Origin of the sequence: Pigmentiphaga litoralis, from assembly GCF_014651835.1 — a bacterium.
GTDB lineage: Bacteria > Pseudomonadota > Gammaproteobacteria > Burkholderiales > Burkholderiaceae_B > Pigmentiphaga > Pigmentiphaga litoralis.
In genome coordinates this window covers 1018626-1041703 of the sequence record NZ_BMXQ01000001.1, presented here as the reverse complement: position 1 = coordinate 1041703, position 23078 = coordinate 1018626, and the positions used below count along the sequence as shown (strand labels likewise).

The following is a 23078-nucleotide window of genomic DNA, read 5'->3' as shown; positions in this document are numbered from 1 at the left end:
GTTGCTCGACACTGCCGGCAGCAGCGCAGCCAGGCGCCTGATCGCACCTGGCGCCGGCCTGGCCGCCGCGTGCCGCATGGCAGCCGGGGCCAGGCCAGGAGGGCGGATCAAGTATGCAGCGACGACAGGAACTGCTTGAGCTCGGGCGTCTGCGGATTGCCGAACAGGTCGGCGGGCGCACCCGATTCGTGCACCTTCCCCTGGTGCATGAACATGACGCGATCGCTCACCTTGCGGGCAAAGTTCATTTCGTGCGTGACCATGATCAGCGTCATGCCATCGGCGGCGAGTGACTCCACCACCTGCAGTACTTCGCCCACCAGTTCAGGGTCCAGCGCCGACGTGATTTCATCGCACAGCAGCACCGCCGGCTCCATCGCCAGGGCGCGCGCAATGGCCACCCGCTGCTGCTGTCCGCCCGACAACTGGTCGGGATAGGCATCGAACTTCTCGGCCAGGCCGACTCGCGCCAGCAACTTGCGGGCACGTTCTTCCCCCGGCGTCCTGGGCAGGCGTTTGACCAGTGACGGCGCCAGCATCACGTTCTGTCCGGCCGTCAGGTGCGGAAAAAGGTTGAAGTTCTGGAACACCATGCCGACCTGCTGACGCAGTTCACGCATGGCCTGCGTGTCGTTGTGCTTGAGCGGCTGCCCGTCCACGGCCAGGCTGCCTTCCTGGAACACTTCCAGCCCGTTGATGCAGCGAAGCAGGGTGCTTTTGCCTGAACCGCTCTTGCCGATGATGCAGACGACTTCGCGGCGGCCGATCTGCAGGTCGATGCCCTTCAGGACTTCGTTGCTGCCAAAGCGCTTGCGCAGTCCGCGAATGTCGACCAGGGCATAGGGCGCGTTGGGGGTGGCCGCCGGGGCCACGGGGTTAACGGTTGGCATGATTCAATTTCCTTTCCAGTCGGCGGCTCCAGGCCGAGATGGGATAGCAGAGGCAGAAGTACATCAGGCCGACGCAACTGAAGACCAGGAAGGGCTTGAAGGTGGCGTTTGCGATCATTGACCCGGCCTTGGTCAGTTCGATGAAACCGATCACCGATGCCAGCGCCGTGCCTTTCACGACCTGCACCATGAAGCCGACCGTGGGCGCGATGGCAATACGGCCGGCCTGCGGCAGGATGATGTGCAGCAGTTGTTCCTTCAGATTCATGGCCAGGCTGCTGGATGCCTCCCATTGGCCTTTGGGAATGGCGTTGACGCAGCCGCGCCAGATCTCGGTCAGATACGCCGAGGCATGCAAGGTCAGCGCCAGGGCGGCCGCCGTCCAGGCCGAGGTATCGACACCAAACAGCGCAATGCCGAAATAGGCCAGGAACAGTTGCATCAGCAGCGGCGTACCCTGAAAGATCTGCACAAACAGCGCGACGCCGCGCTGGGCGCCGGGCACCTTGGCCAGCCGCAGCACCAGCAACACCATGCCCAGGATGCCGCCGCCAATGAAGGCGATGACGGACAGGACCACGGTCCAGCGCACCGCCAGCAGCAGATTGCGCACAATGTCCCACAATGAAAATTCGACCACGGGGTGTCCTTAGCGGTTGAACAGAAAGCGCGGGCCGAACCAGTTCAGCAGCCGGCGCAGCACGATGGACAGCACAAGGTAGATCGCGGTCGCGATGATGAAGGCCTCGAACGCGCGGAAGTTGCGGCTCTGGATCAGGTTGGCGACCAAGGACAATTCTTCGGTCGAGATCTGTCCGCACACGGCCGATCCCAGCATCACGATGATGATCTGGCTGACCAGCGCCGGCCACACCCGCGACAGCGCAGGCGGCATCACCACCCGCGTGAAAATCTGCCAGCGATTCATGGCCAGGCTCTGCGCGGCTTCGATCTGGCCACGCGGCGTCGACTCGATGCCGGCACGCACGATTTCGGTCGAATACGCCCCCAGGTTCAGCGTCATGGCGATGATGCTGGCCATTTCTGCGGACAGCTTGAGTCCGAGCGCCGGCAGGCCGAAAAAGATGAAGAACAGCTGCACGATGAACGGCGTGTTACGGACCAGTTCCACATAGGCGCCGACCAGTGGCCGCAGCCACGCCGGGCCTTGCGACCGCGCCCACGCAGCGCTGACGCCGACCAGTCCGCCCAGCACGGTGGCGATCGCGGTGAGCTTGATCGTCATCAGGGTGCCGAGCAGCAACAGCCGCCAGTCCACGAGCACCGCGGCAAAATCAAAAGTTATGTTCATGGAAAAGCCCCGAAGCGGCTCGATGAAAAGATGGGGCCGGACGCCCGTGGCGTCCGGCAAGGTCGAGCGGGGGGAGGAGCGAGCGCCTTATTCCGGCAGGGTGCCAGCCGGGCGGCCCAGCCACTTTTGCGACATCTTGTCGATGGTGCCATCGGCCTTGGCGGCCAGAATGATCTCGTTCACCTTGGCGCGCAGCTTGTCTTCACCCTTGGCAATGCCGATGAAGTTGGGCGAGTCCTTGATCAACAGCTTGTATTCGGTGTTGGTCTGCGGATTCTTCTGCATGATGGTGCCCGCCACCGCGGCGCCGATCGCCACCAGTTGCGTCTGGCCGGCCACGTAGGCCGATGCCGTCACGTTGTTGTCTTCGAAGCGCTTGATGTCGACGCCCGCCGGCGCCAGCTTCGTCAGTTCCTGGTCTTCCATCGCGCCGCGCGTCACGGCAACGGTCTTGCCGACCAGGTCGGCCGGGGTCTTGACGGTAATGCTCTTGGGACCAAACACGGCCTGGAAGAAGGGCGAATAAGCCGCCGTGAAGTCGATCACCTTTTCGCGTTCGGCGTTCTTGCCCAGCGTCGAAATCACCAGGTCAGCTTTCTTGGTCTGCAGGTAGGGAATGCGGTTGGCGCTGGTGACCGGCACGAGGTCGAGCTTGACGCCCAGCTTCTGCGCGATCAGGGTAGCCATCTCGACATCCAGGCCGATGGGTTTCAGGTCCGGGCCGACATAACCGTAAGGGGGGTAGTCGGTCGGCACGGCAATGTGGATGACCTTCTTGCTCATTACATTGTCTAGGGCAGCTTGCGCGTGGGCCGGAGCGTGGACGAGCAGGGCGGCAGCGGAAAGGCTGGTCAGGAGCGAGAAAAACTTCATGGCGGAGATCGTCCAATAAATGAAACCAAACCTTTCCAAGCAAGCGCTGTGCCATGCTGAACGCTCCCTTTTCGCCTGGTTCTGGTGCGCCCAGGCGGATGCACGCTGCCGGATCTGCCCCACGACGGTGCGTCGCAGCGTGACCGTCTACCATTGCTTTAACTGACATACGGAGTCCGACCATGCCCCTGGCACCCGAAGAACTGGCCACCATCGCCGCACGGACGATCGCGCACTACAGCGGGTCGGCCGAGCCGTTCCGCGAAGGGACGCGGGATCACGACGTCTCGCAGAACATCCACGCCTTGCTCTCGGCCATCGAAGGCCAGCCGCCGTTCGACATCCTGGATGTCGGATGCGGACCCGGCCGTGACCTGCGCACATTCACCGCCCTGGGGCATCGCGCGGTCGGTCTGGATGGCACGCCGGAGTTCGTGACCATGGCGCGCACCGATTCGGGGTGCGAGGTCTGGCATCAGGACCTGCTGGCGCTCGACCTGCCGGCGGCGCGCTTCGACGGCATCTTCGCCAATGCCGTGTTGTTCCACGTGCCGAGCCAGGAGCTGCCGCGCGTGCTGACCGACCTGCGCAAGGCGCTCAGGCCACGCGGGGTGCTGTTTACCTCCAATCCCCGCGGCAACAATGAAGAAGGGTGGAATCGTGGACGGTATGGCGCCTACCATGACCTGGAACGCTGGCAGTCGCTGATGACCGCCGCCGGCTTTACCGAGATCGATCATTACTATCGTCCGGCCGGCCTGCCGCTTGAGCAGCAGCCCTGGCTGGCCAGTGTGTGGCGCGCATGCTGATGACATGTCGCGCCCATGCCCGCAAGTGTGGCGTTATCCACCGTTAGGACGATACCCTCATGTACAATCGTCCCTTCGTCGGCGGGCTCCCCGGCGTGTATCGAGAGCGGGCCGGTACATGAATCAAGCCCGCAGGGATTGCCCGGCGGGCTTTTTCGTTGATCGATGGCCTGCGTGGGCTGCCTTGCGCACGACGCTGGCCGCCTCCCATACCGCAATCCCGACCTCTTTGCCCCCGTGCTGGACGATGACATGCTGATCCTGGTTTCCAATGATGATGGGTATTTCGCCCCGGGCCTTGCCGCGCTGGTCGACGCGCTGCGTCCGCTGGCGGAACTGATCGTCGTCGCGCCCGAGACCAATCGCAGCGGCTCGTCCAATTCCCTTACGCTCGACCGCCCGTTGTCGGTGCGCAAGGCGGCCAGTGGCTTCATGTATGTGAATGGCACACCGTCCGATTGTGTGCACGTGGCCCTGACAGGACTGCTCGATCGCCGGCCGGACCTGATCGTGTCGGGCATCAACGACGGCCAGAACATGGGTGAAGACACGCTCTACTCAGGGACGGTTGCTGCCGCCACCGAAGGCTATCTGTTCGGCATTCCGTCGATCGCGTTCTCGCAGGTGCAGAAGGGCTGGACGCATCTGGACGCTGCGGCCGCCGTGGCCCGGCGAGTGGTCGACCAGTTCGTGGCCAATCCGCTGCCGTCGCCTGTGCTGCTGAACGTGAATATTCCCAACCGCCCCCTCACCGAGCTGTTGCCGCCGCGCGTCACGCGCCTGGGCAAGCGGCACCCGTCCGAGCCGGTCGTCAAGTCGGCCACGCCCTATGGCGAACCGGTCTACTGGATCGGGCCGGCCGGCAAGGCCGCCGACGCCACGCCCGGCACCGATTTCCATGCGTGTGTCGAGGGCGCGGTGTCGATCACGCCGCTGCGCTTTGACCTGACCCACGCCGAACAGATGCCTGCCGTGCGCGACTGGGCCGCTACCGATTGGGCCACGCCCGAATGGACCGGCGCAAACCGCTGAACCCGCCGGGATCGGCGCCGGCCCCTGCTGATCGCGATGCGTCGCGGTCCCCTGGCGGTCGTGCGTCCGATGGCCGCGGCAATGATGGCCGCGGCGCCGACCATCGTGGTCCCGAGACCCGCAAGCCGGGGGTTGCCGCGCCGGTCATGGTCACCCCCACCAACAGCAACACCCGGGTCACCACCGGCCGCCCGGCCCTGACACGCACGCCGCTGCCGGCGTCGATCAGCCGGCCCGATGCCGTCGCCCGGGCGTTCAACAGCAATACGCGCATCGGCAATCCGCGCACGGCCATGCCGGTCACGGTGCCCCAGCGTACCGCCCCGGTCACGACGCCGTCCCGGCAGGACGATAATCTGGGCCTGAACTCTGAACGCATGCGCAACGCCCTGGTGGCGCGGCTGCGCGTGCAGGGCATCGCCGACGAGCGGGTGCTGGCCGCGGTGCAGGCCATCGCGCGCCACCGCTTTGTCGACGAGGCGCTGGCCAGCCGTGCCTACGAAGACGCGGCGCTGCCAATCGGCCACGGCCAGACCATCTCGCAGCCCTGGATCGTGGCGCGTATGATCGCCGCGGCGCGCAATGGCAAGGAACTGGGCAAGGTGCTGGAGGTCGGTACAGGGTGCGGCTACCAGGCTGCGGTACTGGCCGGTGTCGCCAAAGAGGTCTATACGATCGAACGCATCCGGGCGCTGCATGAACTGGCGCGTACCCGGCTGCGTCCGCTCCGTTTGCCGCATGTGCGGCTGGTGTTCGGTGATGGCATGCTGGGAGTTCCCAGCGCCGCGCCGTTCGACGCCATCGTTGTCGCTGCGGCGGGTCTGTCGATCCCGGAAGCGTTGCTGGGTCAGCTCGCCATTGGCGCGCGGCTCATCGCGCCCGAGGGCGGGGCTCGGCAGCGATTGGTCATGATTGAGCGCACGGGTGCGCAGAGCTGGGTCAGAACCGAGCTTGAGCCCGTGCGCTTCGTGCCCCTGCAACCAGGGGTATTGATGTAATGCAAAGAGGAGATGCGGGATGCTGAATGGGCGCACGCCAGGTGTGACGATGCAAAAGGGCCGGATGGCAGGCAGGGACGACGCGTTCCCCCTGGCGCCCGTGCCCTGGGGGCAGGCGTTGCGGCGCGGCGCAATGGTGGCCCTCGGCGCGCTCGCCCTGACGGCCTGCACGACCACGCCCCGCACGGTGTCGGTCGTGGACCGTACCACGCCCGCACGCAACACGACCGCCACCACCGGCACGTCGGCGTCCACCTCGGGCACCTCGGCCGACGGCCGTCCCGTGTCCGACGCGGAAACCTATGTGGTCAAGCGTGGCGACACGCTCTATCAGATTGCGCTGGACCACGGCCAGGACTGGCGCGACATCGCCCAGTGGAGCGCACTGGAAGACGCCAATCAGTTGCGCGTCGGCCAGGTGCTGCGCGTGCGCCGGCCGGGCTCGGCTCCCCCCGCGGTTGCACAGACGGACACGGGCGTTGCCCAGACCGCGCCCATCACCGGCCCCGCGCCCATCGCACCGCGTCCGCTCGGCACCCCGGCGCCCACGACGCCCGGAACACCCCCGGCAGCCGTGGTCGTACCCACGCCGCCTACGGTGCCTGCCGCGCCGGCCACGGCCGCGAAGCCGTCCGAGGCGCCCGGCGAAAAGATCGACTGGGCCTGGCCCGCCGCCGGCAAGGTCATTGAAAACTTCAACGAGACCCGGAACAAGGGCCTGGACATTGCCGGCACGCCCGGCGATCCGGTCCTGGCCGCGGCCGACGGCAAGGTCGTCTACAGTGGCAGCGGACTGCGCGGCTACGGCAATCTGATCATCCTCAAGCACAACAACACCTACCTGTCGGCCTACGCGCACAACCGCGCCATGCTGGTCAAGGAAGGGCAGTCGGTGCGCCGAGGCCAGAAGATCGCCGAATTGGGCCAGACCGATGCCGAGTCGCCCCGCCTGCACTTCGAGATCCGCCGCCAGGGCAAGCCCGTGGATCCGTCCGGCTTCCTGCCGTCGCGCTGACCCATGACCCCGATCCTGGTATTCGATCTGGAAACCATCCCCGACGTCGAGGGCCTGCGCGCCCTTAACGGCTGGGGACCTGACGTCAATGACGAAGAGGTGGCCGAACGCGCCTTCGCGGCGCGGCGAGAAGCCGTCGGTCATGACTTCCTGCCGCTGCACCTGCAGAAGATTGCGGTGGTGGGCTGCGCCTTTCGCGACGATGAAGGCTTTCGCGTCAAGTGCATCGGCAAGGCCGACGACCCCGAAGCCAAGCTGATCGACGGCTTCTTCAAGACCATCGAACGCTACACGCCCCAACTGGTCAGCTGGAACGGCTCGGGGTTCGATCTGCCGGTGCTGCACTACCGCGCCCTGATCCAGAACGTCCAGGCGTCCCGCTATTGGGAAATGGGCGAAGACGACCGCGACTTCAAGTACAGCAACTACATCAGCCGCTACCATAACCGGCACATCGACCTGATGGATCTGCTGGCCAAGTACAACGGCCGCGCCAACGCGCCGCTGGACGAACTGGCCAAGCTCTGCGGCTTTCCGGGCAAGTTGGGCATGGACGGCAGCCAGGTCTGGCATTCGTGGCGCAATGGCGATGCCGACGAAGTGCGCGGCTACTGCGAAACCGACGTGGTGAACACCTGGCTCGTATACTGCCGCTTCCGCTTCATGCGCGGCGAACTGACCAAGGCGCAATACGACGCCGAAGTCGCTCTGGTCCGCAGCACGCTTGAAGGCATCGACGAGCCGCACTGGTATCAATACCTGGATGCGTGGCCCGCGCCACGCGGTGGCTGAAGCGGAACCTTCCTTTCTTTTTTGTGGCACCCGCTGAAGTCATGAGTCACGCTCTTCCCGACGCTTCCTGTTCCCCCGGCGTTGACGCGCCCGCTTCCGAAACCCTTCCTCGCGATCCCGACGCCGTCCTGACCATCGAGTCGCTCGACCTGGATGGCCGGGGCATTGCGCGCCGGGACGGCAAGGTCATCTTCATCGACGGTGCCTTGCCCGGCGAGCGCGTCACCGTCAAAACGCTGCAGAACAAATCGTCGTACGAGATCGCCAAGGTCACGCGGCTCGTCCGCGAATCGGCCATGCGCGTCGTGCCGCGCTGCCCGCACGTGGACGAGTGCGGCGGCTGTGCCGTCCAGCATCTGGACTCGCGCGCACAGGTTGCGGTCAAGCAGCGTGTGCTGGAAGACAACTTTGCGCACATCGGCAAGCTGTCGCCCCAGGAAGTGCTGGCGCCCATCCACGGCCCGACCTGGGGCTACCGCTTCCGTGCGCGCCTGTCGGTGCGTTACCTGCCCGAAAAGAACGGCATGCGGGTCGGATTCCGGTCGCGCAAGGGCAGCAACATTGCCGACATGCGCGAATGCCACACCTTGCCGCCCCACATCTCGGCCCTGTTGATGCCGCTGCGCTTCCTGCTGATCAACATGCGCGCCCGCAAGAAGATTCCGCAGATTGAACTGGCCGTGGGGGACCAGCAGACGGCGCTGGTGCTGCGCCACATGGTCCCGCTGATCGAGTCCGACATCCAGCTGCTGCGCAACTTCGCGGCAAAACATGACATCCATTGGTGGCTGCAGCCGGGCGGTCCGGAAACCGTCCACCCGCTGGTCCGCGACGATCTGGATGGCCTGGCCTATACGCTGCCGGAGTTCGGCTTGCGCATGCCCTTCAAGCCAACCGACTTTACCCAGGTCAACCACGCCATCAACCGCACCCTGGTGTCGCGTGCGTTGACCCTGCTGGCGCCCGAGCCGACCGACCGCGTGGCGGACCTGTTCTGCGGCCTGGGCAACTTTACGCTGGCGCTGGCCACCCGCTGCCGCGAGGCGGTAGGCGTGGAAGGAAGCGCGGCGTTGACCGAACGGGCGCTGGACGCGGCCCGGCGCCATGGCCTGGAAGGCAAGACGTCGTTTTCGACCCTGAACCTGTTCGAAGTCGACGCGAAGTGGCTGCGCAGCCTGGGCCGCTTCGACCGCATGCTGATCGACCCGCCCCGCGACGGCGCCCTGGCCGTGTCCCGCGCGCTGGCCGAACTGGGCGACGATCGTCCGCGTCGCATCGTGTACGTGTCATGCAACCCGGCCACGCTGGCGCGCGACGCCCAGGTGCTGGTGGAAGAGGGCGGTTATCGCCTCAGCAAGGCGGGCGTCATCAACATGTTCCCGCATACGGGGCATGTGGAGTCGATCGCGGTGTTCGATCTGGCGTAGGAAGCCACCCGCCATAAAAAAAGGGCCAATGCGCTGCGGCACTGGCCCTTTCAATTGCTCCGGGTCTCAAGCCGGAGCCCTACTCACCGATTACTCGCGGCTGCCGCCGAAAATGCCCAGCAGCGCAAGCAGGTTGGCAAAGACGTTGTAGACGTCCAGATAGATCGCCAGGGTGGCGGACACATAGTTCGTCTCGCCGCCATTCACGACCCGCTGAAGGTCAACCAACATGAACGCCGAGAAGATGACGATGGCCATGACCGACACGGTCAGCATCAACGCCGGCAACTGCAGGAAGATATTGGCCAGGCTGGCCAGGATCAGCACGACAGCGCCGACCATCAGCCACTTGGCCATGCCCGACAGGTCACGCTTGATGGTAGTGGACAGCACCGCCATCGTGCCAAACACCGCCGCCGTGCCGCCGAAGGCCGTCATGACGAGCGTGGACCCGTTGGTAAAGCCCATCACGAAGCCGATCATGCGCGACAGCATCAGCCCCATGAAGAACGTGAACAGCAGCAGCAGGGCGACGCCCACGCCACTTTCCTTGTTCTTCTCCACAGCGAACATCAGGCCGAATGCGCCGACCAGAAAGAGGATGGCGGTAATGCCAGGGCTGCGGCCCATGACAGCGGCCAATCCCGTTGCCATGCCGAGATAGGCGCCAAGGACCGTAGGCACCAGCGATGCCGCAAGCAGCCAATAGGTATTGCGCAGCACTCGGTTGCGCACGACCGCACCGGGCGCAGCCCCGGCACGATTGAGGGTAGTAGTACGAAACTCGTCCATGTTGAGCGACTCCTTGATGGTCTTTTGCTCGAAACAACCCAACCCCGCGAACGGGCTGATAGGTATGAGACACAGAGTATGCACCAGGGTTCCCCTGATCGGTGGCCGCTGCAGGGCGGGCACACAGAGTGACACATCGCCACGGCATGCTGTTTGCACTGACCATCGTATCGCCTTGTCGCCATGATACAATTTAAGGTTAGTTTCACCCCAAAGTATCTGTTTTTATTGGAGTTTTTGATGGCTATCGAGCGTACCCTTTCGATCATCAAGCCGGATGCCGTTGCTAAGAACGTCATTGGCCAGATCGTTTCCCGTTTTGAAACCGCCGGCCTGCGCGTTGTCGCAGCACGCCTGGTGCAACTGTCGCGCGCCGACGCCGAGCGTTTCTACGCCGTCCACGCCGCCCGTCCTTTCTTCAAGGACCTGGTCGATTTCATGATCTCCGGTCCGGTGTTCGTGCAAGCGCTGGAAGGCGAAGGCGCGATCCTGAAGAACCGCGACCTGATGGGCGCTACCGATCCCAAGAAGGCCGAGAAGGGCACGATCCGTGCTGATTTCGCCGACAGCATCGACGCCAATGCCGTTCATGGCTCCGACGCTCCGGAAACCGCGAAGGTCGAAATCTCGTTCTTCTTCCCGGAACTCGAGATCCACAGCCGTTGATTCGCCAAGCTCCCTGCCCAACCTGGAGGTTGAGATGACCGATATCTCGACAGTTACCCCCGCAGGCACGACGTCGCCCGACACAGCCAAGCGGATCAATCTGCTCGGCCTGGACGGGGACTCGCTCGCGTCCATGGTGGGGCAGTGGGGCGACAAGCCGTTTCGCGCCAAGCAGTTGCAGCGCTGGATCCACCAGCGCGGCGTGGCCGAATTCGACGAGATGACCGACCTCGCAAAATCGTTCCGCGCCACGCTGGCGGATCGATGCGAGGTTCGGGCGCCTTCCGTCGTGACCGCCCAGAAGTCGTCCGACGGCACCCGCAAGTGGCTGCTCGACGTCGGCAACGGCAATGCCGTTGAAACCGTATTCATTCCCGAAGATGACCGCGGCACGCTCTGCATTTCGACGCAAGCGGGCTGCGCGGTGGCCTGCCGGTTCTGCTCGACTGGCCACCAGGGCTTCAACCGCAACCTGACGGTCGATGAAATCATCGGCCAGTTGTGGCTGGCCCGCCGCACCATCGAAGCCGACGGCCAGGGCGCCCGCGTGGTTCACGCAGGCGCGCACGGCGCCGCCGGGCTCGCGGGCAGCGGCATCGTTCCCACGGCCAATACCGACCACCGCGTCATCAGCAATGTCGTGATGATGGGCATGGGCGAACCGCTGCTCAATTACGAGCCGACCGTCCAGGCGCTCAAGCTCATGCTGGATGACAACGCCTACGGCCTGTCGCGCCGACGCGTGACGCTGTCCACATCGGGCGTCGTGCCCATGATGGACCGTCTGTCGCAGGACTGCCCGGTGGCCCTTGCCGTGTCGCTGCACGCGCCGAACGACGCACTGCGTGACGATCTCGTGCCCTTGAACCGCAAGTATCCGCTGCGCGAGCTCATTGCCGCCTGTCAGCGCTACCTGGCGTTCGCGCCGCGCGATTTCATCACGTTCGAATACATCATGCTCGATGGCATCAACGATGCCGACGAACATGCGGACCAGCTCATCGACATCGCGCAGCAGGTGTCGTGCAAGTTCAATCTGATTCCGTTCAACCCCTTCGCCCTGTCCGGCCTGAAGCGCTCGCCCCCTGCTCGGGTGCGCCTCTTCGCACAGCGGTTGATGGATGCAGGCATCGTGACCACCGTGCGCAAGACGCGCGGCGACGACATCGATGCCGCGTGCGGGCAACTGGCGGGCGAGGTCAAGGACCGTACCCGCTTCAAGGAAAGAATGGCCACCGACAGCCGGTTCGGCCGTATCGTCGAGGTGCATGAATGAGTGAAGGGCAGGGCGCAATGACCGGTGCAAACGACGCGGCAATGACTGGCGCGGGCAATACGGCAACCTCGGCCGGCGCAATGTTGCGCGAAGCGCGCGAGCGCCGTGGCTGGTCGCAAGACGAAGTGTCGATCCGACTCAAGTTTGGCGTGCGCCAGATTGCGGCACTGGAAGACGAACGCTGGAGCGATCTGCCCCACGGCATGTCGCTGCGCGGCTTCGTGCGCAACTATGCGCGCGTCCTGGACATTCCCCCTGAACCCCTCCTGCAGGCCATGGGCCCGCGCCTGGAAACCGGCGATCCGGTGTCGCTGGCGCAGGCGTCGTCGCTGTCCAGCCCGCTGGCGCAGTCCGGTGGGCGCGATTGGCCCAAGACCGGACGCAAGCGCCCGGCGCCGTGGATCATCGGCGGTTTCATGCTGCTGGTGGCGATCGCACTGGTCGCCTATGCCTTGACGCAACAAGGCGCCTTGTCGGTCCTGACCGGCACGCCCAAGCCGTCCACCACCGCGCTGGCCCCTGTGGCCCCGGTGACGGAATCGACGGAACCCGTCGCACCGCCCAACACCACGCCAACCGGCTCGAACGAACCGCTGGGCGTGATTCCGGGCACGCCGGCGCCGCCTGCTGCGGCCGCGGTCCCGCCACCGGTTGCCACGCCCGAGCCTGCTGCCGCCGCTGCCCCGGCGGCCACCAATGCCGATGGCCTGGTCATCCGCACCCGCGAAGCAAGCTGGATCGACGTGCGCCGCGCCAACGGCACCGTCGCCATTTCGCAGATCGTGCCGCCCAACACCGACGTGTCGGTCGAAGCGTCCGCCGCGCCGCTGCGTATCGTGATCGGCAACGTCAAGGGCGTGGACGCCCAGTGGCGCCGCGCCCCGCTCGACATGAGCTCGGCCCGTCGCGACAACGTCGCCCGCATGACGCTGAACTGAGAGTCCACAGGTACCATGCAGACCCCCCTCGATTCCCTGTCTTCCGGCAACGCCGCCGCGCCATTCCCTGCGGGCCCGGCGCCGCGCCGCGCAACCCGCCAGGTCCACATCCGCTGGGACGGCAACGTCGTCGCGGTCGGGGGTGGGGCGCCGGTGGTCGTGCAGTCCATGACCAATACCGACACGGCCGACGCGATCGCCACGGCGATCCAGGTCAAGGAACTGGCCCTTGCCGGGTCCGAGGTCGTGCGGATCACGGTGAACACGGCCGAAGCCGCCAGGGAAGTCCCGGCGATCCGTGAACAGCTCGACCGTATGGGCGTGTATTTGCCGCTGGTGGGCGATTTCCACTACAACGGGCACAAGCTGCTGACGCAGTACCCCGATTGCGCGCAGGCCCTGTCCAAGTATCGGATCAACCCCGGCAACATGGGCACCGGCAAACGCCGCGATGACAATTTCGCCCAGATGATCGACGTGGCGAACCGGCACGAGAAGCCGGTGCGTATCGGCGTGAACTGGGGAAGCCTGGACCAGGACCTGCTGGCCCGCATGATGGACGACAATGGTCGCCGCGCCGTACCGTGGGAAGCGAGCGCCGTCATGCGTGACTGCCTGGTGGTATCGGCGATCGACAACGCCGAGCGCGCCGAAAGCCTGGGCATGCCTTCGGACCGCATCATCCTGTCCTGCAAGGTCAGCAACGCGCAGGACCTGATCGCCGTCTATCGCGACCTGAGCGCGCGCTGCGACTACCCGCTGCACCTGGGCCTGACCGAAGCCGGCATGGGCAGCAAGGGCATCGTCGCCTCCACGGCGGCCATGGGCATTCTGCTGCAACAGGGGATAGGCGACACGATCCGGGTATCGCTGACCCCGGAACCCAACGGCGACCGCAGCACCGAAGTCGTCGTGGCGCAAGAAATCCTCCAAAGCCTGGGCCTGCGGGCGTTTGCCCCGGTGGTGGTGGCGTGTCCCGGCTGCGGACGTACCAGCAGCACCGTGTTCCAGGAACTGGCGGCGAGCATCCAGGGCTATCTGCGCGCCCAGATGCCCGTGTGGCGCTCGCAATACCCGGGCGTCGAGTCGCTGCACGTGGCCGTCATGGGCTGTGTGGTAAACGGGCCCGGAGAAAGCAAGTTTGCCGATATCGGCATCAGCCTTCCCGGCTCCGGTGAACAACCCATCGCGCCGGTCTACATCGACGGCGAACGCACCCTGACGCTCAAGGGCGACCATATCGCCGAAGAATTCCAGGCCCTGGTCGAAGACTACGTCAGCCGCCGCTATGGCGCCTCGCCCCCGGCCGCCGCCACCACGGCGACGACGGCAGCGTCGGACGCCTGAACGCGGTACGTACCGCGATACCAACAACAAGACACCATGGCAGATACTTTCCAGAAACTTTCCGCGATTCGCGGCATGAACGACATCCTGCCGAGCGATTCGGCCCAGTGGGACAAGCTCGAAGCGCTGGTGCGCGACTGGCTGCGCAGCTACGGTTATCGCAGCCTGCGCACCCCCGTGCTCGAGCACACGCGCCTGTTCACGCGCGGCATCGGTGAAGTCACCGACATCGTCGAAAAAGAGATGTACAGCTTTACCGACAGCCTCAATGGCGAGTCGCTGACCATGCGGCCCGAATTCACGGCCGGCATGGTCCGCGCGACGGTCGAGCACAACCTGATCTATGAACGCCCGCAGCGCGTATACGCGATCGGCCCGGTGTTCCGTCACGAGCGTCCGCAGCGCGGCCGCTATCGCCAGTTCCACCAGATCGATGTCGAAGCGCTCGGCTTTGCCGGCCCGGACATCGACGTCGAACTGATCCTGATGCTGGCGCGCCTGTGGCGCACGCTCGGCTTGACCGACATCCGCCTTGAAATCAATTCGCTAGGCTCGGCTGACGAACGCCTGGCCCATCGGCAAGCGCTGATCACGTACCTGGAAGGCTTCCAGGACCAGCTGGACGAAGACGGCAAGCGCCGCCTGTACACCAATCCGCTGCGCGTGCTGGATACCAAGAACCCGGCTCTGCAGGCCATGGCCGACGGCGCGCCGCGCCTGCTGGATTTCCTGGGTGCGGAATCGCTGGCCCACTTCGACGGCGTCAAGCAGCGCCTGGACGACGCCGGTGTGGGTTACCGCATCAATCCGCGGCTGGTGCGTGGCCTGGATTACTACAACCTGACCGTGTTCGAGTGGGTGACCGATCGCCTGGGCGCGCAGGGAACGGTGTGCGGCGGCGGGCGGTATGACGGGCTGATCCAGTTGCTGGGCGGCAAGCCTGCGCCGGCAGTCGGTTTCGCCATCGGCATGGAACGCCTGCTGGACCTGTGGACGCAGGGCGCAACCATCGAGCCGACGCCTGAGTGCGACGTGTACGTGATCCACCAGGGCGAGGCCGGCGCACGCCGGGCTGCCGCCGTGGCCGAAACGCTGCGCGACGCCGGGCTGGACGTGATCCTGCACGCAGGCAGCCCCAGCTTCAAGTCGCAAATGAAGCGCGCGGACGCCAGCGGCGCCGAATTTGCCGTCATTCTGGGCGAAGACGAGGTCGCGGCCGATGAAGTGAGCCTGAAGGCGCTTCGCCGCGAGGCCGCCGTCAACCAGCGCCGCGTGCCGCTGGCCGCGCTGGTCGACGTGATCATTGCCGAACTGTCGCACATCGATCCCGACTGACCGGTTGCCGCCGCTGTCCGCCCTGTGCGGCCGGCAGGGCGGCGCACCGCATTTCGCGGGAGTCGGCGGAATCCGGTAACCTCCCGCACTGACATCGCGCAGGCCGCCCTTTATGGCAGGTCTGCGTTCTCTGCCATTGACATTAACCGGGGCATGCATGGCCTACGATTTAGAAGAACAGGAACAGATTGAATCGCTGAAGGCGTGGTGGGCCAGGTACGGCACCATCATTCTCGGCGTCGTGGCGGTGTGCCTGCTGGCCGCGGCTGCATGGAACGGCTGGAACTGGTATCAGCGCCGCGACGCCGCCCAGGCGATGGCGCAGTTCGAAGTGCTGGAAAAGGCTGCCGACGCCGGCGACATCGCCCGCGTCAAGGACAGCGCAGGAACCATCCTGGAAAATTACGGCCGTAGTGCCTATGCCCCGCGCGCCGCACTGATTGCGTCGAGCGCCTACGCCAAGGCTGGCGATACCCGCGCCGCCAAGGCACAGTTGCAGTGGGTCGTCGACCGCAGCAAGGACGACGCGCTGGTGCCCGTCGCGCGCCTGCGCCTGGCGGGCCTGCTGCTCGACGAAAAAGCCTATGACGATGCCCTCAAGCAACTGAGCGCATCGCGTCCGGACGCGTTTGCGTCGCTGTTCGCGGATCGCCGCGGCGACGTGCTGATCGCGCAGGGCAAGCGTGACGAGGCGCGCGCAGCCTACAAGGAAGCGCTCGACAAGCTGGATCCGGCCACGGATCTGCGCTCGTCCATCCAATTGAAGCTCGACGCCTTGGGCGGGGCATGACAGGAACCCGTATGGCCATCACATTTCAGCAACGTCACGTTTCACCTCGCGTCCCCGCACTGATGCGCGCCGTCGCCGTCGCGCTGGTCATCGGTGCCCTGGGCGGATGCTCGCTGTTTTCCGGCAACAAGCCGCGCTACGTCCCCGCGCCGCTGACCACCTTCACGCCCAACCTGACGGTCAATCCCGTCTGGAGCGTGTCGGCGGGCAACAAGTCGGGCGTCGGCTTCGTTCCTGTGGCCGTCGGTAACTCCGTGTATGCCGCGACGGAAAACGGCACCGTCGGCAAATACGACCTGACGACCGGCGCGACGCAATGGCGCGGTTCGGCCAAGAAGACGCTGTCGGCCGGCGTCGGCACCGATGGCAAGATTACCGCCGTGGCCACGCCGCGCGGGGAAGTCATCGCGTTCGACGACAACGGTCAGATCAAGTGGACGGCGCAAGCCACCAGTGAAGTCACCGTGCCGCCGCTCGTGGCCGACGGCCTGGTCGTCGTGCGCAGCGGCGATTACCGCGTCCAGGCGTTCGACGCCGAAACCGGCCGCCGCCGCTGGAGCGTACAGCGCCCCGGCCCGGCGCTGGCCCTGCGCGCACCCGGCGAAATGCTGATGTCCAATGGCTTCGTGTTCTCGGGCCTGCCCGGCGGCAAGGTCATTGCGATCTCGACGGCCAACGGCGCCATGCGCTGGGAAGGCACGGTCTCGAACCCGACCGGCACCAGCGAACTTGAGCGCGTATCCGACGTGGTCGGCGCACCGGTCATTTCGGGTCGCCTGCTGTGCGCGGTCACGTATCAAGGCCGCATCAGCTGCTTTGACGTCAGCAGCGGCAACGCAACCTGGTCGCGTGAATTTTCCAGCGTGAATGGCATGTCGGCGGACGTGCGCTTTGCGTACTCGGCCAACGACAAGAGCGTGGTCTACGGCTTTGCGCTCGACGGTGGCGCCAACGTCTGGAAGCAGGACGCTCTGCAGCATCGCGGCCTGACCGCCCCGGTTTCGCTCGGCCGCGCCATCGCGCTCGGCGACTATCAAGGGTATGTACATTTTCTCGGGCGGGAAGACGGTCGTCTTCTCGCGCGCACTGCCACTGATGGCAGTGCAATCGTATCGCGGCCCCTGGCAACCACACGGGGCTTGATCGTTCAAACCTCCAAGGGCAACCTGGCGCTGCTTGGTGTTGGCGAATAAAGGTTCTTGAGTTCAATGAAACCAGTGGCATTCAAACCGGTTGTCGTCATCGTGGGACGGCCCAACGTGGGGAAATCCACGTTGTTCAACCGCCTCACGCGCTCGCGCGACGCCCTCGTGGCCGACCTTCCGGGTCTGACACGGGACCGCCACTATGGCGAGGGCAGGGTGGGTGACCATCCCTTCATCGTCGTGGACACGGGCGGCTTCGAGCCGGTGGCCAAGGAAGGCATCATGGCCCAGATGGCCAAGCAGACCGTGCAGGCCATGGTCGAGGCCGATGTCGTCATTTTCCTGACCGACGGCCGCGTCGGCCTGACCGGGCACGACCGCGAAATCGGCGAGCGCCTGCGCAAGTCGAGCCGCAAGGTCGTCCTGGCGATCAACAAGGCCGAAGGCATTTCGCATGCCACGGCCGCCGCCGACTTCTATGCACTGGGCCTGGGCGAACCGCATCCCATTTCGGCTGCGCACGGTGACGGCGTGACCGAACTGATCGAGATCGCCCTGGAAGGCATGGTCGAGCCCCTGCCTGAACCGGAAGAATGGGACGGCTACAGTCCCATCGTGGCGGACGCCGACGACGAATTCGTTCCGATCGATCCGCTGTCGCACCGCGTCAAGCTGGCGATCGTCGGCCGTCCCAACGTCGGCAAATCCACGCTGGTGAACACCTTGCTGGGCGAAGAGCGCGTGATCGCCTTCGACCAGCCGGGCACGACGCGCGATGCGATCGAAATCGACTTTGAACGCGGCGGCCGATCGTACACGCTGATCGACACGGCCGGGTTGCGCAAGCGCGGCAAGGTGTTCGAGGCGATTGAAAAGTTCTCGGTCATCAAGACCCTGCAGGCCATCGAGGCCAGCAACGTCGTGCTGCTGATGCTGGACGCCAGCGCCGAGATCTCGGACCAGGACGCCCACATTGCCGGCTTCGTGCTCGAAACCGGCCGCGCGCTGGTGGTGGGCGTCAACAAGTGGGACAGCATCGACAGCGAAAAGCGGGACGACATCAAGCGCGAGCTTGAGCGCAAGCTGCGCTTCCTGTCGTTTGCCAAGGTGCATCACATCTCGGCGCTGAAGAATTCGGGCATCAACCCGCTGCTGAAGTCGGTGCTCGACGCGCATGCGGCTGCGTTTGCCAAGCTGTCCACGCCCAAGCTCACACGCGAGCTGCAGGAAGCGCTGGAACAGCAGCAACCGCCACGCCGCGGCATCTTCCGGCCCAAGATGCGGTATGCCCACCAGGGCGGCCAGAACCCGCCGCTCATCGTCATCCACGGCAATGGCCTGGACGACATTCCGGATTCGTATCGCCGCTACCTGGAATCGCGATTCCGGGAAACTTTTAAACTCCAGGGCACTCCACTAAGAATCGAGTTCCGAACCAGCGACAATCCGTACAAGGACAAAGCGCCGGTCAAGGCAGTCGATCCGAACAAGCGGCCGCGGCCACGTGGACGGAGCCGTTGAAAAGGGCGCATACGTCCTTATATACAGTGAGTAGTTCGATGATTTAAGCCGGGTTTTTTCGGCGTTTCATGCAGTCATGTAGGCTAGTTTGCTCGGGGAAAACCCGGTAAAGTAGCCAGGTTGGCATCCGCCAAGAAAAACACAACCAGGAGCCCACTTATGAGCAATAAAGGGCAATTGCTACAAGACCCATTTCTTAACGTGCTTCGTAAAGAACACGTACCAGTGTCTATTTATCTGGTGAACGGTATCAAATTACAAGGCCAGATCGAGTCGTTCGATCAATACGTGGTGCTGCTGCGGAACACTGTCACGCAGATGGTCTACAAGCACGCCATATCAACCGTGGTGCCATCGCGCCCGGTCAACTTCCAGGTTGAACCCACTGCTGACTGATCGTAATCCGGCAGCTTCCGACAGGCCGCCGCCAAAGGCGCTGATTGTCAGCGTCAATTTCGGCGAGCCTGACTTCGAAGCACAGACCGAAGAATTCATTATGCTTGCGCAAGGCGCAGGCGCAGAGATCGTTGATACGATCATCTGCAAGCGTGCCCGCCCCGATGCCAAACTCTACGTTGGCACGGGCAAGGCGCAGGAGATCGCGTTGGCTGTTCAAGCCAACGACATTGAACTCGTCCTGTTCAATCACAACCTTACCCCCGCCCAGCAGCGCAACATCGAACGCGAGATCAAGGTCCGTGTGGTCGACCGTGTCGCGCTGATCCTGGATATTTTCGCACTGCGGGCGCAAAGCCATGAAGGCAAGCTGCAGGTCGAGCTCGCGCAGCTGCAGCACCTGGTCACGCGCCTGACCCGGATGTGGACTCACCTGGAACGTCAGCGTGGCGGTATCGGCATGCGTGGTCCGGGTGAAGCCCAGCTCGAAATGGACAAGCGGATCATTGCGGACAAGGTCCGCATGCTCAAGGAAAGGCTGGGCAAGCTGCAAAAGCAGCGCCAGACCCAGCGGCGGTCGCGCGCCCGGGGTGGTGCGTTTTCGGTTTCGTTGGTCGGCTATACCAACGCCGGCAAGTCGACCGTCTTCAATGCGTTGACCGCCGCCGAGGTGTATGCGGCCGACCAGCTGTTCGCCACGCTCGACACGACCACCCGCAAGGTGTGGATCGAAGGCGCGGGCTCGGTTGTGGTGTCGGATACGGTTGGATTCATCCGCGAATTGCCGCACATGCTGATTGCTGCGTTTCGCGCGACGCTGGAAGAAACGATCCATGCGGATCTGCTCCTGCACGTCGTGGATGCAGCAAGCCCGCAGCGGGACGAACAGATTGCCGAAGTAAACAAGGTGCTCGAGGAAATCGGCGCGGCCGACATCCCCCGCATCCTGGTCTTCAACAAGATTGACCTGACTCATCTTGAGCCCGGGGTCGAGCGTGACGAGCGTGGTACGATTTCGCGAGTGTTCGTCAGCGCGACAGAACGCCTGGGGTTCGATGCTTTGCGGGGAGCGATCGTCGAAGCCAGCCAGGCAGAACCCGTGGTTGTCAGCAGCATCGACAATGACGACCCGCGTTTTCGTACGCAGTCTCCGTCCGTCAGCCCTGCGGCTGACGCCCGCTCCTGAGCGGGCGGGTCCCCCCGTCCGCCTCGCTTTCTAGCAAAGATGCGTCTGCCTTCGATATCAAGAATATTCAATCTGAACGACTCGAACTGGGGCCGCGGTAATAACGGTTCCGGCAATGAGCCTCCACGTCGCCCAAACAACAACAACGACGGCGGCAAGAACAACAATAACGGCGGACCTCCCGACCTGGACGAACTCTGGCGCGACTTCAATCGTCGCCTGGGGGGCCTGTTCGGTCGCAAGCCAGGTGGTCCGCGCGGTGGCGGCAACGGCGGCGACAACGGCGGGCGTTTCTCGCCGTCGCCGCGCGGCGCCGGCATCGGTGTCGGCGTCATTGGCGGCATCGTCGTCCTGCTGTGGCTGGGCTCCGGCTTCTTCATCGTGCAGGAAGGCCAGGTTGCCGTGGTGACGCAGTTCGGCAAGTACAAGGAAACGACGCGCGCCGGCTTCCAGTGGCGCCTGCCGTATCCGATCCAGTCGCACGAGATCGTCAATCAATCGCAGTTGCGCACGATCGAAGTCGGTTTCCGCAACAACTCCCGCAGCAAGGTGCTGCAGGAATCGCTGATGCTGACCGACGACGAAAACATTGTCGACATGCAATTCGTGGTGCAGTACCGCCTGAAAGAGGGTGGGGCACGCGATTACCTGTTCAATTCGCGCAACCCTGATGACTCGGTCAAGCAGGCGGCCGAATCGGCCATGCGTGAAATCGTCGGCAAGAAAAAGATGGATTTCGTGCTGTACGAAGGCCGGACCGAAGTCGCCGGCGAAGTCACCAAGCTGATGCAGACGATCATGGACATTTATGGAACGGGCGTGCTGATCAGCACCGTCGCAATCCAGAATGCCCAGCCGCCCGAGCAGGTGCAGGCTGCGTTCGATGACGCTGTCAAGGCCGGTCAGGACCGCGAACGTCAGGTCAACGAAGGCCAGGCCTATGCCAACGAGGTGATTCCACGTGCCGCGGGTGCTGCGTCGCGTCTGTTGCAAGAGGCAGAAGGCTATCGCACGCGTATCGTGGAAAACGCCGAGGGTGACGCCTCGCGCTTTACCCAGGTGCTGACCGAGTACCAGAAGGCCCCGGGCGTGACCCGCGACCGTCTGTACCTGGACACGATGCAGGAAGTGTTTACCAACGCGTCCAAGGTGCTGGTCGACACGCGTTCGGGCAACAACTTGCTGTACCTGCCGCTCGACAAGATCATGCAGCAGGTGTCCAAAGAGTCCTCGGCGGCGGCGTCGGCGCGGGCGGGCGGAAGTTCGAGTTCGATGAACAACGGTACGGCATTGCCTTTGCCCGCACCAATGTCCAGCAGCGTGCCCGAACCCACTCCACGGGAAGCCCTGCGCTCCCGTGACCGTAACGTCCCCCGTTGAGACAAGGAACCCCGTCATGGATCGTCTGATTCCCACCGTGGTCGGCCTGCTCATCGCGCTGGCCGCACTTTCTTCGTGCGTTTTCGTGGTCAACGAACGCAATTACGCTGTCGTCTTTGCCTTGGGTGAAATCAAGGAAGTGATCAGTGAACCCGGGCTGTATTTCAAGCTGCCGCCCCCGTTCCAGAACATCCAGCAATTCGACAAGCGGGTATTAACCATCGACGCCACCGACGTCGAGCGTGTGCAGACTTCTGAAAAGAAGAACCTGCTGATCGACTCGTTCGTCAAGTGGCGCATTTCCGACCCGCGGGTGTATTACGTCACCTTCGGCGGCAACGAACGCGCCGCTCAGGAACGCATGTCGGCGCTGCTGCGTGATGCGTTGAACGCGTCGATCAACCGCCGCACGGTCAACGATGTCACCTCGAAAGAGCGCGACAAGATCATGCAGGAAATCCGCACCAACACCGCGGCGTCGGCCAAGCTGCTGGGCGTTGAAGTGCTGGACGTTCGCCTGAAGCGTGTCGACTTTGCGCCCGAGATTTCCGAGTCGGTGTATCGCCGCATGGAAGCCGAGCGCAAGCGTGTCGCCAACGAGCAGCGCTCGATTGGTGCAGCCGATGGCGAAAAGATTCGCGCCGATGCGGATCGTCAGCGCGAGGTCATCATTGCCGAAGCGTATCGCCAGGCACAGAAGACCATGGGTGAGGGCGATGCGAAGGCATCCGCTGTCTATGCCCAGGCCTTTGGCCAGGACCGCGAGTTCTACAAGTTCTACAAGAGCCTGGAAGGATATCGCGCGTCGTTCGCCAACAAGGGCGACGTGATGGTGGTGGACCCCAGCTCGGAGTTCTTCCGCTTCATGAAGTCGGCAGGCGGCAACGCCAGCACGCCGGCCCCGGCACCCGCACGGTAAGGACGCGCCCGGCGCGCACCAACGTGGCGTCGTGGCAGCGGTTTCTTCGCTGCTGACGCCATCGCCGGGCCGGTCCCTTGATTTTGTCCTCGAACGAGTGGACAATAGCGTGTAAGCCAAGAGTCGAGTCGTTTCCTGCGTCGTGCACCGCTCAAGTGCATCATGGTTTCAGGATCCCGCCCGACACAAGCTTGGAAGAAGCGGTTGATGGGCTTGCACTGTGTGCACCCCCGTAGCCG

At 64.3% G+C, this 23078-nt stretch carries 23 protein-coding genes; 18 read left to right on the top strand and 5 right to left on the bottom strand.

The features are described from left to right. Window positions 1-107: 107 nt before the first annotated feature. From IE116_RS04550 to IE116_RS04535, 4 genes are all read right to left on the bottom strand, one after another. Window positions 108-890 (bottom strand): amino acid ABC transporter ATP-binding protein, encoded by a 783-nt coding sequence (locus IE116_RS04550; protein WP_189610156.1) that lies wholly within the window; start codon window positions 888-890, stop codon window positions 108-110. Beyond that, a complete protein-coding gene (locus tag IE116_RS04545) occupies window positions 877-1530 on the bottom strand; it encodes an amino acid ABC transporter permease (RefSeq protein ID WP_189610154.1) in 654 nt (217 codons plus the stop codon). Before IE116_RS04545 ends, IE116_RS04550 begins: the two co-directional genes overlap by 14 nt. Before the next feature lie 9 nt (window positions 1531-1539). After that, the gene (locus IE116_RS04540; RefSeq protein ID WP_189610153.1) at window positions 1540-2202 is read right to left on the bottom strand and encodes an amino acid ABC transporter permease; all 663 of its coding nucleotides are present in this window, start codon (window positions 2200-2202) and stop codon (window positions 1540-1542) included. An 87-nt stretch (window positions 2203-2289) separates the two neighbouring features. After that, on the bottom strand, window positions 2290-3075 hold the full coding sequence (locus IE116_RS04535; protein ID WP_189610152.1) for a transporter substrate-binding domain-containing protein: 786 nt from the start codon (window positions 3073-3075) through the stop codon (window positions 2290-2292). A 182-nt stretch (window positions 3076-3257) separates the two neighbouring features. Here IE116_RS04535 and IE116_RS04530 point away from each other — a divergent pair, with 182 nt between their 5' ends. The 6 genes from IE116_RS04530 (at window position 3258) to rlmD (ending at window position 9148) form a co-directional block, all read left to right on the top strand. Further along, entirely contained in the window at window positions 3258-3884 is a 627-nt protein-coding gene (locus IE116_RS04530; RefSeq protein WP_189610150.1) for a class I SAM-dependent methyltransferase, read from the top strand. A 252-nt stretch (window positions 3885-4136) separates the two neighbouring features. Then, window positions 4137-4916, top strand: coding sequence for a 5'/3'-nucleotidase SurE (gene surE, locus IE116_RS04525; protein WP_189610148.1), 780 nt, complete (start codon window positions 4137-4139; stop codon window positions 4914-4916). Continuing rightward, window positions 4895-5914 (top strand): protein-L-isoaspartate(D-aspartate) O-methyltransferase, encoded by a 1020-nt coding sequence (locus tag IE116_RS04520; RefSeq protein WP_444544098.1) that lies wholly within the window; start codon window positions 4895-4897, stop codon window positions 5912-5914. Before surE ends, IE116_RS04520 begins: the two co-directional genes overlap by 22 nt. Window positions 5915-5933: 19 nt before the next feature. After that, window positions 5934-6929 carry a peptidoglycan DD-metalloendopeptidase family protein gene (locus IE116_RS04515; RefSeq protein WP_229828000.1) on the top strand — a complete coding sequence of 332 codons (996 nt, stop codon included), beginning with the start codon at window positions 5934-5936 and terminating at the stop codon, window positions 6927-6929. Window positions 6930-6932: 3 nt separating this feature from the next. After that, window positions 6933-7721: a 3'-5' exonuclease gene (locus tag IE116_RS04510; protein ID WP_189610146.1), complete on the top strand. Its 789-nt coding sequence runs from the start codon at window positions 6933-6935 to the stop codon at window positions 7719-7721. Window positions 7722-7762: 41 nt separating this feature from the next. Next, window positions 7763-9148, top strand: a complete 1386-nt coding sequence (gene rlmD / locus IE116_RS04505; protein ID WP_189610144.1) for a 23S rRNA (uracil(1939)-C(5))-methyltransferase RlmD — start codon at window positions 7763-7765, stop codon at window positions 9146-9148. Between the two features lie 90 nt (window positions 9149-9238). Here the strand turns inward: rlmD and IE116_RS04500 are convergent, their stop codons facing one another. Then, window positions 9239-9940, bottom strand: coding sequence for a Bax inhibitor-1/YccA family protein (locus IE116_RS04500; protein ID WP_189610136.1), 702 nt, complete (start codon window positions 9938-9940; stop codon window positions 9239-9241). Window positions 9941-10180: 240 nt separating this feature from the next. Between IE116_RS04500 and ndk the strand changes: the two genes are divergently transcribed. The 12 genes from ndk to hflC all read left to right on the top strand — a co-directional run bounded on the left by ndk (window position 10181) and on the right by hflC (window position 22839). After that, complete coding sequence (gene ndk / locus IE116_RS04495) at window positions 10181-10606, top strand: nucleoside-diphosphate kinase (RefSeq protein ID WP_189614440.1); 426 nt, start codon at window positions 10181-10183, stop codon at window positions 10604-10606. A 34-nt stretch (window positions 10607-10640) separates the two neighbouring features. Further along, window positions 10641-11882, top strand: a complete 1242-nt coding sequence (rlmN, locus tag IE116_RS04490; protein WP_189610134.1) for a 23S rRNA (adenine(2503)-C(2))-methyltransferase RlmN — start codon at window positions 10641-10643, stop codon at window positions 11880-11882. Then, complete coding sequence (locus IE116_RS04485; RefSeq protein ID WP_189610132.1) at window positions 11879-12820, top strand: helix-turn-helix domain-containing protein; 942 nt, start codon at window positions 11879-11881, stop codon at window positions 12818-12820. The genes rlmN and IE116_RS04485 overlap by 4 nt, the downstream gene beginning before the upstream one ends. A gap of 15 nt (window positions 12821-12835) precedes the next feature. Then, entirely contained in the window at window positions 12836-14167 is a 1332-nt protein-coding gene (gene ispG / locus IE116_RS04480; protein ID WP_189610130.1) for a flavodoxin-dependent (E)-4-hydroxy-3-methylbut-2-enyl-diphosphate synthase, read from the top strand. 36 nt (window positions 14168-14203) lie between these two features. Further along, window positions 14204-15502 carry a histidine--tRNA ligase gene (gene hisS / locus IE116_RS04475; RefSeq protein ID WP_189610128.1) on the top strand — a complete coding sequence of 433 codons (1299 nt, stop codon included), beginning with the start codon at window positions 14204-14206 and terminating at the stop codon, window positions 15500-15502. A gap of 157 nt (window positions 15503-15659) precedes the next feature. Next, window positions 15660-16292, top strand: a complete 633-nt coding sequence (locus IE116_RS04470) for a YfgM family protein (RefSeq protein ID WP_189610126.1) — start codon at window positions 15660-15662, stop codon at window positions 16290-16292. An 11-nt stretch (window positions 16293-16303) separates the two neighbouring features. Next, window positions 16304-17485 carry an outer membrane protein assembly factor BamB gene (bamB, locus tag IE116_RS04465; RefSeq protein ID WP_373302943.1) on the top strand — a complete coding sequence of 394 codons (1182 nt, stop codon included), beginning with the start codon at window positions 16304-16306 and terminating at the stop codon, window positions 17483-17485. 24 nt (window positions 17486-17509) lie between these two features. Next, window positions 17510-18958 (top strand): ribosome biogenesis GTPase Der, encoded by a 1449-nt coding sequence (der, locus tag IE116_RS04460; RefSeq protein ID WP_189614438.1) that lies wholly within the window; start codon window positions 17510-17512, stop codon window positions 18956-18958. Window positions 18959-19117: 159 nt separating this feature from the next. Further along, a complete protein-coding gene (hfq, locus tag IE116_RS04455; RefSeq protein ID WP_179587593.1) occupies window positions 19118-19354 on the top strand; it encodes an RNA chaperone Hfq in 237 nt (78 codons plus the stop codon). Further along, the gene (gene hflX, locus IE116_RS04450; RefSeq protein WP_189614437.1) at window positions 19347-20540 is read left to right on the top strand and encodes a GTPase HflX; all 1194 of its coding nucleotides are present in this window, start codon (window positions 19347-19349) and stop codon (window positions 20538-20540) included. Before hfq ends, hflX begins: the two co-directional genes overlap by 8 nt. A gap of 39 nt (window positions 20541-20579) precedes the next feature. After that, window positions 20580-21920, top strand: a complete 1341-nt coding sequence (gene hflK / locus IE116_RS04445; protein WP_373302942.1) for an FtsH protease activity modulator HflK — start codon at window positions 20580-20582, stop codon at window positions 21918-21920. A 16-nt stretch (window positions 21921-21936) separates the two neighbouring features. Beyond that, window positions 21937-22839 carry a protease modulator HflC gene (gene hflC / locus IE116_RS04440; protein WP_189610121.1) on the top strand — a complete coding sequence of 301 codons (903 nt, stop codon included), beginning with the start codon at window positions 21937-21939 and terminating at the stop codon, window positions 22837-22839. The last annotated feature ends 239 nt before the right edge of the window (window positions 22840-23078 follow it).